Annotated in this window: 14 protein-coding genes; 12 read left to right on the forward strand and 2 right to left on the reverse strand. The window is 32.6% G+C overall.

Translation table 11 applies throughout. The features are described from left to right. Positions 1-472, reverse strand: a 472-nt coding sequence (locus ACVC2P_RS05495; protein WP_452597471.1) for a sodium:solute symporter family transporter, incomplete at its 3' end; no start/stop codon positions are given. A 222-nt stretch (positions 473-694) separates the two neighbouring features. On the opposite strand from ACVC2P_RS05495, the gene ACVC2P_RS05500 reads away from it, so the two are divergent. The 12 genes from ACVC2P_RS05500 to ftsY all read left to right on the forward strand — a co-directional run bounded on the left by ACVC2P_RS05500 (position 695) and on the right by ftsY (position 12,343). Continuing rightward, the gene (locus tag ACVC2P_RS05500; protein ID WP_452597472.1) at positions 695-3,688 is read left to right on the forward strand and encodes a VPS10 domain-containing protein; all 2,994 of its coding nucleotides are present in this window, start codon (positions 695-697) and stop codon (positions 3,686-3,688) included. 113 nt (positions 3,689-3,801) lie between these two features. Continuing rightward, the gene (recR, locus tag ACVC2P_RS05505) at positions 3,802-4,419 is read left to right on the forward strand and encodes a recombination mediator RecR (RefSeq protein ID WP_452597473.1); all 618 of its coding nucleotides are present in this window, start codon (positions 3,802-3,804) and stop codon (positions 4,417-4,419) included. A 17-nt stretch (positions 4,420-4,436) separates the two neighbouring features. Continuing rightward, positions 4,437-5,534, forward strand: a complete 1,098-nt coding sequence (locus ACVC2P_RS05510) for a glycosyltransferase family 2 protein (RefSeq protein ID WP_452597474.1) — start codon at positions 4,437-4,439, stop codon at positions 5,532-5,534. Positions 5,535-5,648: 114 nt separating this feature from the next. Beyond that, entirely contained in the window at positions 5,649-6,959 is a 1,311-nt protein-coding gene (locus ACVC2P_RS05515; RefSeq protein ID WP_452597475.1) for a dihydrolipoamide acetyltransferase family protein, read from the forward strand. 361 nt (positions 6,960-7,320) lie between these two features. After that, positions 7,321-8,094 (forward strand): exonuclease domain-containing protein, encoded by a 774-nt coding sequence (locus ACVC2P_RS05520; protein ID WP_452597476.1) that lies wholly within the window; start codon positions 7,321-7,323, stop codon positions 8,092-8,094. Between the two features lie 2 nt (positions 8,095-8,096). Further along, positions 8,097-8,708 (forward strand): fumarylacetoacetate hydrolase family protein, encoded by a 612-nt coding sequence (locus tag ACVC2P_RS05525; RefSeq protein ID WP_452597477.1) that lies wholly within the window; start codon positions 8,097-8,099, stop codon positions 8,706-8,708. Next, the gene (locus tag ACVC2P_RS05530; protein WP_452597478.1) at positions 8,708-9,049 is read left to right on the forward strand and encodes an Hpt domain-containing protein; all 342 of its coding nucleotides are present in this window, start codon (positions 8,708-8,710) and stop codon (positions 9,047-9,049) included. The genes ACVC2P_RS05525 and ACVC2P_RS05530 overlap by 1 nt, the downstream gene beginning before the upstream one ends. Then, positions 9,049-10,299: a competence/damage-inducible protein A gene (locus ACVC2P_RS05535; RefSeq protein ID WP_452597479.1), complete on the forward strand. Its 1,251-nt coding sequence runs from the start codon at positions 9,049-9,051 to the stop codon at positions 10,297-10,299. The genes ACVC2P_RS05530 and ACVC2P_RS05535 overlap by 1 nt, the downstream gene beginning before the upstream one ends. A gap of 76 nt (positions 10,300-10,375) precedes the next feature. Then, complete coding sequence (rpmB, locus tag ACVC2P_RS05540; RefSeq protein WP_452597480.1) at positions 10,376-10,612, forward strand: 50S ribosomal protein L28; 237 nt, start codon at positions 10,376-10,378, stop codon at positions 10,610-10,612. 30 nt (positions 10,613-10,642) lie between these two features. Then, the gene (gene rpmG / locus ACVC2P_RS05545) at positions 10,643-10,825 is read left to right on the forward strand and encodes a 50S ribosomal protein L33 (RefSeq protein WP_452597481.1); all 183 of its coding nucleotides are present in this window, start codon (positions 10,643-10,645) and stop codon (positions 10,823-10,825) included. 43 nt (positions 10,826-10,868) lie between these two features. Continuing rightward, entirely contained in the window at positions 10,869-11,021 is a 153-nt protein-coding gene (locus tag ACVC2P_RS05550) for a DUF4295 domain-containing protein (protein ID WP_452597482.1), read from the forward strand. 347 nt (positions 11,022-11,368) lie between these two features. Further along, positions 11,369-12,343 (forward strand): signal recognition particle-docking protein FtsY, encoded by a 975-nt coding sequence (gene ftsY / locus ACVC2P_RS05555; protein WP_452597483.1) that lies wholly within the window; start codon positions 11,369-11,371, stop codon positions 12,341-12,343. Positions 12,344-12,713: 370 nt separating this feature from the next. Here the strand turns inward: ftsY and ACVC2P_RS05560 are convergent, their stop codons facing one another. Beyond that, entirely contained in the window at positions 12,714-13,112 is a 399-nt protein-coding gene (locus ACVC2P_RS05560) for a fibronectin type III domain-containing protein (protein WP_452597484.1), read from the reverse strand. Positions 13,113-13,143 lie beyond the last annotated feature (31 nt).

Below are 13,143 nucleotides of genomic sequence, written 5' to 3' on the forward strand. Positions count from 1 at the left end.
CAGTTATAGGAAAAGGTATAGAAAATTGATTAAAAACCAATAACTGTAACACTTTTGCTACTAAAAATAAACGAAAAGCAGCACCAATTGTTCTAGAAATTAAAAAGGCAATAGAGCCTGTTTTGTAGCTTGTTGTACCAAAACGATCTTTTAAATAAGTATAAATAGACGTTAAATTTAATTTATAATATAATGGTAATAAGACATAAGCTATAACCAAATACCCAACAAAATAGCCTAAAACAACCTGAAAATAACCAAACTGTTTAGTTTCTACAGCTCCAGGAACAGATATAAAAGTAACACCAGAAAGAGAAGCACCTATCATACCAAAAGCGACCAGATACCATGGGGCAGATTTGTTAGCTTTAAAAAAAGCATTGTTAGAATCTTCTTTACCAGTAAAGTAGGAAATTATAACAAGTACAGCAAAGTAAGAGATTATTAAAAGTAATATGTGTAATGGTTTCATGAATTGTTTTATTTTTCAACGCTAAAATAGTATTTTTACAATCTAAACACTTCGTTTTTTAAATGAAACACATTTATTTGTAAGGCATAAGTGTTATCAATAAAAAAAATATTAAGTAATGGTTTTTTTATTAGGGTAAACTATGCATAAACTGTTTACTTAGTTATAATTAAGTATTAATAAAAAAGACTCCTCATAATCTATAAAACAAAATTATTTTAAATGAAACATTTTATCAATTTATTCTTTATTATCGCTTTTGCATCTACGGCTTGGTCTCAAGACTACAAAGAAATGATATTAAAAGGAACTTACACTGTACAAGAAATTCAAGTAAAAGCAGAAGCTTATTTTGCTAAAGTAGGAAAAGAGAGAGGTAAAGGTTATAAACCATATAAAAGATGGGAGTATAATGCTTTAAGAAATATGGATGAAAATGGCTACCTTAAATCTGCCGATTTTTATTATAATGAATTAGAAAAGTACAATAAAAATAAAAATAGTAATATAAGTGGTTTGGCTAGAACAACTGAGGGGGCTTGGGAGCAATTAGGACCAACATATTGGAATGCAACAAGTGGCTGGAATCCAGGAGTTGGTAGAATAACATCTATTAGCGTAGAAATAGCAAATACAAACCATATTATTGTTGGAGGAGCTTCTGGAGGTGTTTGGAGAACAACAGATGGAGGTGCAACTTGGGCGGTGTTAACAGACAATTTATCTAACTTAAGAGTTTCTGCTTTAACAATAAACCCATTAGATAATACTAACTACTTTTGGGGATCATCTGGAGGAAATATATTTAGTTCTACAGATTCTGGAAATACATGGAATTTGCTAGCAGACACGGGTGATGGAAGTGTAAATAAAATTTTAATAGATCCTACAGATGCAACCAAAATGTATTGTAGTGTTCAAGGTGGCGGAATATATAAGTCTACAGATTCTGGAGCTAGTTGGAACATTATACACCCTTTAGCTACAAATGGATATGATATAGAGTTTAAACCAGGAACAACAAGTACAATCTATGCTACAGGTAATAAGTTTTTTAAATCTACAGATGGAGGTGTTACATTTACAACAGACGATCCATTAAATGCTTACAGTCAAGAATACGTATCTGGAACAACAAATTGGCAAACTGCTGGAACAAACCAAAATGGAACAGTATCAGCAAAAACAGGAAGCAATTTAGGAATCTTTTATGTAGGTAATTTTAGTCACCCAGTAACACGATTAATAGCTCCAGTACAAAACTTAACAGGCGCTACAAACCCACAACTTAAATTCTCGTACACAAATGTTAATTGGTCAGGAGATATAGACGAGTTAAAAATAGTATATAAAACATCTGCAGCAGGAGCATGGACAGAATTAGCAAACTATACAACAGAGAAAAATGCTTGGGAAGACATTACAATTAATTTACCAAACCCTTCAGCAGAATATTACATTGCATTCGAAGGGAAATCTAACTACGGAAGAGGTTTAACTCTAGACGATATTAGTATAGAAGACCCTACATTAGGTGTGCTTTTTGAAAATGGATTTGAATCTAATTCAAATTCTCCTTTAAGTAGTGGGCCAAAAATGATGGGAGTATCAGCAGATAATGATCAGGTTGTTTACATTTTAGAAGCCTCTAATAGTGTGTTTGGAGGGTTTTACAAATCTGAAGATAGTGGAGAAACCTTCGTGAAATTAGACCACGGAACCAATAACTACTTTGGCTACAGTTCTACAGCAAATGATAACAGTGGGCAAGCACCAAGAGATATGGACATTGCAGTAAATCCTAATAATGTAAACGATGTACACATCGCAGGAATTTTATCTTGGAGATCTACAAATGGAGGTGTAAGTTTTAATATTACCTCTCAATGGATACCAGGAAATGCAGCAAGTGAAAATATAGGATATTGCCATGCAGATATAGATATTTTAGAATACGTAGGAGGAAAACTTTACGTAGGAAGTGATGGCGGAATATATGTCGCAGACAATCCATTAGTAGTTAATAGTACTTACTATAGAGACCTTACCAATGGTTTAGGAATTAGACAGTTTTATAAAATAGGAGTGAGCCAAACAGATCCAGAGGTAGTAACCGGAGGTTCTCAAGATAACGGAACATCTGTGTATAACGATACAGGTAACTGGAACGATTGGTTAGGAGCAGATGGAATGGAAACCTTTGTAGATAAAAATAATAGGAATATTTTATATGGAACGGTTCAGTTTGGATCGCTAAATAAATCTACAAACCAAGGACAAACTAGATTTGGTTTACCATCACCAGATGGTAAATCGGGGAACTGGATAACTCCTTTTGAGCAAGACCCTACAGTACAAAATACAATATACTCTGGTTACGATCAAGTATATAAATCTACAAATGGAGGGAATAACTGGACAGCAATATCTCAAGTATTTATACCAGGTACTAACCCAACAAACTTAAATCACCTTAAAATAGCACCATCTAACAACAACATTATGTATGCTGCAATAGGAAGTAACTTGTATAAAACAAGTAATGGAGGAAACACTAATTGGGGAGCAGTAACAGGTTTTACAGGTAGCATTAATTCTATAGCAATACACCCAACAGATGCTAATAAAATAGCAATAGCAACAACTGGAAACCAAAAAGTATATGTAAGTACAGATGGAGGAACAACTTGGACTTCTTATTTAAAAAACTTACCAGATTTTAATGCATTAGCATTAGTGTGGTCAGATTACTTACAAGAAGGATTGTATGTAGGAATGAACTATGGTGTATTCTATATTGATACTTCAAACGCACTTGCAGATTGGCAATCGTTTAGTAATAATTTGCCTAATGTAGAAATTAGTGAGTTAGAAATTAATACAGCAAATAATAAATTATATGCAGGTACATATGGGCGTGGATTATGGAGAACAAATTTATACGAATCACAATTAAGCGTAGATGAAGTTACGGCATTAAATACTTTAACAATATATCCAAACCCAGCAACTAACGCTGTTAACCTATCATGGGATAAAAATGAAAAGGTGTCTGTAAAACTATATAACACTTTGGGGAAACTGGTATATTATACAAAAAATAAAGATTTAACTAATAATTTAAAAATAAACACTTCTAATTATGCTGCAGGTTTATACTTTGTAAGTGTAAATACAGTAAAAGGATTAATTACTAAAAAAATAATTATAAAATAATTAGAGATACAATAGTTTTAATTAAATAACACAACATATAAGCCCAAAACAAGATTCTTGTTTTGGGCTTTTTTACATAATAGAAATGGTTAAAAAATTGTAATTTCGCAACTATGGAATTTTCATCTAAACTATTATCAAATGCTGTAAACGAAGTATCGCAATTACCAGGAATAGGTAAACGTACAGCTTTACGTTTGGTATTGCATTTATTGCGCCAGCCAAAAGAACAAACAACAGCATTAGCAGGAGCATTGCAACTTATGCGTAACGATTTAAAATTCTGTAAATCTTGTTATAACCTTAGTGATGTAGAAATCTGCGAGATTTGCTCTAACCCTATGCGTAAAAAGGAAATTATATGTGTGGTTGAAGATATTAGAGACGTTATGGCTATAGAAAATACAGCATCTCATAAAGGATTGTATCACGTTTTAGGCGGGAAAATATCTCCTATAGATGGTGTTGGTCCTCATGATTTAAACATAACTAGTTTAGTAGAAAAAGTGAAGGCAGGAGAAGTAAAAGAACTAATCTTTGCATTAAGCCCTACAATGGAAGGCGATACTACCAATTTTTATATTTACAAACAAATACAAGGGTTAGAAGTAGAAACGTCTACAATTGCAAGAGGAATCTCGGTAGGAGATGAATTGGAGTATGCAGATGAAATTACGTTAGGACGAAGCATTTTAAACCGTATTCCGTTTGAAGCCTCTTTAAAGCATTAAACTTTAATTCTTATTTTTTGAAACTTTCGGTAATCATACTAAATTATAATGTCTGCAACTTTTTAGAGCTGTGTCTACAAAGTGTAGAAGCCGCAATAGTTGGTTTAGATGCAGAAATTATAGTCGTAGATAATAACTCTAAAGATGAGAGTTGTAGTATGATTAAAACTAAGTTTCCTAATGTAAAATTGATAGAGAATAAAGAAAACTTTGGCTTTTCTAAAGGGAACAATATTGGTATTGCAGAAGCTAAAGGCGAATATTTATGTATTTTAAACCCAGATACCGTAGTTGCAGAAGATACATTTAAAAAAGTATTAAATTTTGCAGATAGTAAAACGAATGTAGGCATAGTAGGTTGCAAATTAGTAGATGGTAATGGCGATTTTTTACCAGAAAGTAAACGAAACATCCCTACGCCAAGCATAGCAATTAAAAAAATATTAGGAAACGCTAATAGTTACTATGTAAATACACTTGATGAGAATGCTATTGGGCAAACAGCTATTTTTGTAGGCGCTTTTATGCTAATAAAAACAAAAGTATATAAAGAAGTAAATGGTCTAGATGAAGATTACTTTATGTATGGGGAGGATATCGATCTGTCCTATAAAATTATTAAAGCGGGTTACACGAGTTACTACTATGGCGAAACCACAATCATTCATTATAAAGGAGAGAGTACGTTAAAAGATAAGACCTATGCTAAACGCTTTTATGGAGCCATGCAGATTTTTTATAAAAAGCATTTTAAAAGCAATCTACTATTTGATGCTTTAGTTTGGTTGGGTATTCAATCGGCAAGATTTATAAGTAATAATACAGAAGAAGTATTACCAGTAGTAAAACAATATGCATTTATTTCTAATGCAAATAATAACGCGTTAGAGTCTAAATTATCAAAACCAGTTATTTTAGCTTCAATTGAAACACCAATTACAGAAAATACACAAGTAATCTTTAATGCAAATACGGTGAGTTACAAGGCTATAATTGAACAAATAACAAATTCAGAAAAAAATAAAGACATCACATTTAAAATACTTCCAAAAAGTAGTAATTTTATCCTTGGAAGTCACTCCTCTAAAAGTAGAGGAGAAGTGATAACCTTTTAAGAATCATTTTGTTAAAATTTAGAAACTCAAAATTGTATTGAATAGATAAAGAAATAAGCTATTTTTTATTAATTTTGCAATCTGAAACAAAAAAAACAGCTTTAGATTATTAATATGGCAAGATTTGAACTTAAATTACCAAAAATGGGAGAAAGCGTTGCAGAAGCAACGATTACCTCTTGGCTAAAAGAAGTTGGAGAAACTATTGAAGCAGATGAAGCAGTCTTAGAGATTGCTACAGACAAAGTTGATAGCGAAGTACCAAGTGAAGTAGATGGTGTTTTAGTTGAAATCCTCTTTAATGTAGATGATGTTGTACAAGTAGGACAAACAATAGCTGTTATAGAAACAGAAGGAGAAGGTAATGCTACCGCAGAAGCGCCTAAAGCAGAAGCAGCTCCTGTAGCTGCTGTACAAGAAGTTGAAAAAGCAGTAAACGTAGCTAAAGAAACTGCAGCAGCTGTTGTGTCTAGTGGCGATCGTTTCTATTCGCCATTAGTTAAAAATATGGCTAAGCAAGAAGGTATTGGTCAAGCAGAGTTAGATGCTATTGCTGGAACGGGCAAAGATGGCCGTGTTACTAAGGCAGATATGTTAGCCTATTTAAAAAACAGAGAAAGTCAACCAGCAGCACAATCTGCCGCACCAGTTGCTCCTGCAAAACCATCTGCACCAAAACAAGCGAAAACAGAAACGGCTCCAGTTATAGCGAGTGGAGGTGATGAGATTATAGAAATGACTAGAATGGGCAAATTGATTGCGCATCATATGGTAGAATCTGTACAAACAAGTGCACACGTACAAAGTTTTATAGAAGCAGATGTTACTAAAATCTGGAACTGGAGAAAGAAAGTAAAAGCAGATTTTGCAAAACGTGAAGGAGAAAACTTAACGTTTACACCAATATTTATGGAAGCAGTTGCAAAAGCATTACGCGATTTCCCTATGATGAATATCTCTGTGCAAGGCAACACTATTATAAAAAAGAAAAATATTAACCTTGGTATGGCAGCAGCCTTACCAGATGGAAACTTAATTGTTCCTGTTATTAAAAATGCAGATCAGCTTAATTTAGTTGGTATGACTAAAGCTGTTAATGATTTAGCAAGCAGAGCTCGTGACAATAAATTAAAACCAGACGATATACAAGGCGGAACTTACACTGTTACTAATGTAGGAACGTTTGGGAGTATTATGGGAACACCAATAATAAACCAACCACAAGTAGGTATATTAGCTTTAGGAGCAATACGTAAAGTACCAGCAGTTATAGAAACACCAGAAGGAGATTTTATAGGTATTCGTTACAAAATGTTTATGTCTCACTCTTACGACCATCGTGTTGTAAACGGAGCACTTGGAGGACAATTTGTAAAAGCTGTTAAAGATTATTTAGAAGCTTGGGACAGTAATAGAGAGTTATAACAAACCCCCTGTGTACACAGGAATTCATAATAATATAGAAAAGCACAGTTTTAGGACTGTGCTTTTTTTGTTAATATGTCACGTACTAAAATAAGCTAACCAGAATTTAAATTTTTTAATAAAAAAGTTAGGTAATTTATAATCATTTTTAAAACTAAGTAATTATATAATTAACAATATCATAATTAATAAAAAAATCCCTTCATGTGGCAAGTAATGCTATATTCTTGAATAAATTAGAAAAGGCTAATCATTACAAAATATTAGATGTAAAGCAATAAAACAACTTCTTAAAATGTGCTATTTTAAAAGTGAAAATAACATAATAGAATTATATTTGCATAACACATACACTAATTACATGGAATTAAACTTAAGGAAACCTATTTGTTTTTTTGATTTAGAAACAACAGGAGTTAATATATCTAAAGACAGAGTGGTAGAAATATCAATACTAAAAGTCTACCCAAACGGGAATAAAGAAAGTAAAACATGGTTAGTAAACCCAGAAATGCCTATACCGCCAGAAGTGTCCTTAATACATGGTGTAACAGATGAGCGTGTTGCAAACGAACCAACATTTAAAGAACTCTCGAAAGAGATACATGCCATGATTAAAGATTCGGATTTGGCAGGATTTAACTCTAATCGATTTGATATCCCTTTATTAGCAGAAGAAATGTTACGTGCCGATGTAGATTTCGATATGAAAAATCGTGTAGCCATAGATGTGCAAACTATTTTTCATAAAATGGAAAAAAGAACACTAGGAGCAGCCTATAAGTTTTATTGTGATAAAGATTTAGAAAATGCACATACAGCCGAAGCAGATACACTAGCAACGTACGAAGTATTAAAAGCGCAAATAGAACGCTACGATGAGGTAGAAAATGACACTAAGTTTTTAGCAGAATTTAGCTCTCACAAAAAGTTTGCTGATTTTGCGGGATTTATAAGCTTTAATAAAGAAGGAGAAGAATGTTTCTCTTTTGGGAAGCATAAAGGAAAGCGAGTGTTAGATGTGTTAGATAAAGAACCAGGGTATTTTGGTTGGTTGCTAAATGCAGATTTTCCATTATATACAAAAAAGGTACTAACAAGTATAAAATTAAGAGCCTTTAATAATAAGCTGTAATTATGAAGCTAATATGCATAGGTAGAAACTATACCGAACACATTAAAGAATTAGAAAACGAAAAACCAACAGATCCCGTTGTGTTTTTAAAACCAGATACGGCAATATTACTTAAAAAACAGCCTTTTTTTATACCAGAATTTTCTAACGATGTTCATCACGAAGTGGAAATTTTAGTAAAAATAAATAGAGTAGGTAAGTATATAGATAAAAAATTTGCTCATAAATATTACAACGAAATAGGCATAGGTATAGACTTTACAGCAAGAGATTTACAAGCTAAACTAAAAGCAAAAGGATTGCCCTGGGAAAAAGCAAAAGCCTTTGATGGAGCAGCAGTAATAGGTGAGTGGTTGCCTAAAAACGATTTTGAAGACCTTGATAATATTAATTTTTCTCTAAAAAAGAATGATGTTACTGTACAACAAGGAAATACAAGTTTAATGTTATGGAAAATTGATGAGTTAATCGAATATGTGTCAAAATATTTTACTTTAAAGATTGGAGATATTATCTTTACAGGAACACCAGCCGGAGTTGGCAAGGTGAGCCCCAATGATAAACTAAAAGGATATATCGAGGATAAAGAATTATTTTCGATTACAGTAAAATAATGGAACAACACTACAAACTACATCGATTAAGGGAATTAGCAGATAATGACGAAAGTTTTATTTTAGCATTAGCACAAACTTTTTTAGAAGAAGTACCAGCAGATGCAGAAATACTAAAACAAGCCGTAACAGATAAAAACTATCTAGCAACTTACCAAACTGCGCATAAAATGAAACCAACTATAGATATGTTCGAGTTAGGGGTTTTAGACTTATTAATAGAAGTGCAAGATTGGGGTAAGTTTGAAAAAGCTGAAGACGATGTTACCGAACAATTAAATACAGTGTTAAATGCAATAAATAATGCTTCAGAAGAACTAAAATCTGATTTTAATATATAATGCAAGCAGAAATAATTACTATTGGCGATGAAATTCTCATTGGGCAAATAGTAGACACAAATTCAGCATATATAGGTAAGGCTCTCAATAGTATAGGCGTTTCGGTATACCAAATAACATCTATACAAGATGAAAAGGCGCACATATTAAAAGCCTTAGCAGAAGCAGAAACAAATGCAGATATCATTATTATAACAGGAGGCTTAGGCCCAACCAAAGATGATATAACTAAACACACTATAGCAGAATATTTTGATGATACCTTAGTTAGAGATGACGCTGTATTAAAAAATATTGAGTGGCTTTGGAAAACCTATATAAAAAAGCCATTACAACAAGTTAATAAAGACCAAGCATTAATACCTAGCAAATCTATAGCGCTAATGAATACCGTTGGAAGCGCACCAGGAATGTGGATTGAAAAAGAGAATAAAGTCTTTATATCCATGCCAGGCGTGCCTTTTGAGATGAAAAAGCTAATGGAGGATGCGGTATTACCAAAGCTAAAAGTAAAATACAAACGACCGTATATATTACACAAAACCTTATTAACGTATGGTTTAGGAGAAAGTATTTTGGCAGAACGTATTAGTGATTGGGAAGATGCCTTGCCAAACTACATAAAGTTAGCTTACCTACCAAACTTAGGTAAAGTAAGACTACGCCTATCTGCAAAAGGAGACGACGAAACAAAGGTTAATGCAGAAGTAGAACGACAAATAGAAGCCGTTTTACCATTAATACAAGATGTCTTTGTAGGTTTTGAAGAAAAAAATGAAACACTAGAAGTTTTATTAGGAAAAGAACTAACCAAGCGTAATTTAACCTTAGCAACAGCAGAAAGTTGCACAGGAGGAAAAATAGCAGAAGTATTTACAGCAAATGCAGGAGCCTCTGCTTTTTTTAAAGGCGGGTTAGTTACTTATGCTACACAATCTAAAATAGAAGTGCTAGACGTACCTGAAGACATTATAAAAACACATTCAGTAGTTAGTGCTCAAGTTGCTGAAGTCATGGCAAAAAATGTAAGAACACTATACAAATCAGATTATGCAATAGCAACAACAGGAAATGCAGGACCAGAAAAAGGAGACTCAGATGCAGAAGTAGGAACTGTTTTTATAGCTTTAGCAACTAAAAAAGGTGTTATTTCACATAAATTTGAATTAGGAAACCATCGCATTAAGGTTATAAATAAAGCGGTAAACAAGGCTTTAGAGACTCTTCAAAAAGAAATTTTTAAAAATTGATAAAAAATTGATTGTCATAACTTAAAGATTTCATATATTTGCACCTCGATTTTTAATAACATTTAAAGTAGAAGTAATGTCAAGAGTTTGTGAACTTACAGGGAAGGTAGCAATGGTTGGAAACAACGTATCTCACGCTAAGAATAGAACGAAGCGTAAATTCAACGTGAACTTAATAAAAAAGCGTTTCTTCATTGCTGAAGAAGATAAATGGGTAACTTTAAAAGTTTCTACATCAGCTTTAAAAACAATCAACAAGATTGGGATTGCTGCAGCAATAAAAGACGCTAAATCTAAAGGATTTTTAAAATAATAGCCAAAACGCGCTTAAAGAAATAAAGACATGGCAAAGAAAGGAAACAGAATACAAGTAATATTAGAGTGCACAGAGCACAAAGCATCGGGACAGCCAGGTACTTCTCGTTATATTACAACAAAAAATAAAAAGAATACTCCGGACAGAATGGAAATAAAGAAATTTAATCCAATCTTAAAGAAAATGACCGTTCACAAAGAAATTAAGTAATTAGACATTGTCACGTAAGTGGTAATATCAAATATATAATATTATGGCAAAGAAATCAGTAGCATCGTTACAAACAGGTTCAAAACGTTTATCTAAAGCGATAAAAATGGTGAAATCTCCAAAAACAGGAGCTTACATGTTTGTTGAATCCATTATGGCACCAGACTTAGTAAACGATTTCTTAAACAAGAAATAGTATTACTTTCTACACAATATATAAAGCTGCTTTCATAAAGAAAGCGGCTTTTTCTGTATCTATTAATATGTAGAGCGAAAAGCTAAAATCTTTTATAAAAACGATTAAACATATTAAAAAAATATTCTTTTCTTTATACCTAAATTTAATGACAATATTTCAGTCCTCCCTTTTAGGCTTAACTATTGCTATTAAATATTTGGGCGTTACCGATAGGTTGGGCTTTTACAACATGCTATTTTTGTTAAAAAGAGCATCAACAAGTTGTTTAATCCCTAGCGCACATTTAGATAATAAAATGTATTTTGCTAACCGTTAAGTACATCATTAAAACCACAAGCAAAAAAATGAGCTTTTTTAAAAAAATATTTTCTTCAGAGAAAAAACAAACATTAGATAAAGGTCTAGAAAAAACAAGCACTAGTTTTTTAGGGAAACTAAGCAAAGCCGTTGCAGGAAAATCTAAAGTAGACGATGATGTTTTAGATAACCTAGAAGAAGTATTAGTATCTAGTGATGTAGGCGTAAATACAACACTAAAAGTAATTGACAGAATAGAAGCACGAGTTGCTAAAGATAAATATTTAGGAACCGACGAATTAAATAGAATTCTACGTGAAGAAATAGCAGGACTACTATCAGAAACCAATACAGGAGAAGAAACCGATTACGTAGTGCCGACATTACCAAAACAAGCAAACGGTACAAAAACACCGTATGTGTTAATGGTAGTAGGTGTAAACGGAGTAGGGAAAACAACAACTATAGGAAAACTAGCCTACCAATTTAAAAAGCAAGGCTTAAAAGTAGTACTGGGAGCAGCCGATACCTTTAGAGCAGCAGCAATAGACCAATTACAAGTCTGGGCAGATCGAGTAGACGTGCCAATGGTGCGCCAAGAAATGGGAAGTGACCCAGCAAGTGTAGCTTTCGATGCTTTAGAATCTGGAGTCTCTCAAGAAGCAGACGTTATTATAATAGACACCGCAGGGCGCTTACATAATAAAGTTAACTTAATGAACGAGCTAACCAAAGTAAAACGTGTTATGCAAAAAGTAGTTGGAGATGCACCACACGATGTATTATTAGTATTAGATGGCTCAACAGGGCAAAATGCTTTTGAGCAAGCTAAACAATTTACAGCAGCAACCGAAGTAACCTCATTAGCAGTAACAAAGCTTGATGGAACAGCAAAAGGAGGCGTTGTTATAGGTATAAGCGACCAATTTAAAATACCTGTAAAATATATAGGAGTAGGAGAAGGTATAGAAGATTTGCAAGTTTTTAACAAATACGAATTTGTAGACTCTTTTTTTAAGTAAATAAGTATGCATTATTAGAAGAAGAACTAATTAAACTCGAAGCATCGAGAACAGAAAATATTAAAAACAATAACTATAATTGTACTAATATATTCTGGATTTCAAGCTTTAACTAGCTTAGTCAATGTTTTAACAATAGTATATAACACAACTAATAGTAACCCCTTAGTTCCAGAATACTTATATAAATACGCAGCATTTCCGCATATAATACTATTTACTTTATTCTTAATAATTTTTATACACAGCAACTGGAGCCTAAAAAAGACTATTTTTAATAGCTATTTAATAGTATTAATAAGCGCTATTATAGTCTTTAAATTAGTGTTTTATGAAACCTTTTTCAATCTTATAAATCACTTAAACCCATTTAATTCGTAGTAGTAAAAGCTTTAGGACCTGCCCAATCACTAGAACTGTTATTAGTACAATTTGCCCTAACAAAAAACTCATACATAGTATTGGGCAGTAAACCAGTAATAGTAGGGTTCGTTTGGTTAATACTAAATACAGTACCCGACCCAACAGAGAAACCTGGAGCGCCATATTCTAAATCGTATAATTCAACATTATTACTAGATGAGTTAGTCCAACTTAAATCTGCCGAATCACTTTGTATATTAGAAGCGGTTAATGCTGTAGGTGCCAAACACATGACTATATTATTTTCTTCATTAGGCGCACCAGTTCTAATAGTATCATTACTGTCATCATTACTTGAACAAGATATTAATAGAACACTAAAAAATAAAAGTAAACCAGATTTCATAAATTAAAATTTACTATTATTAGTAATCATT

The sequence above is a fragment of the Pontimicrobium sp. MEBiC01747 genome (genome assembly GCF_053601635.1).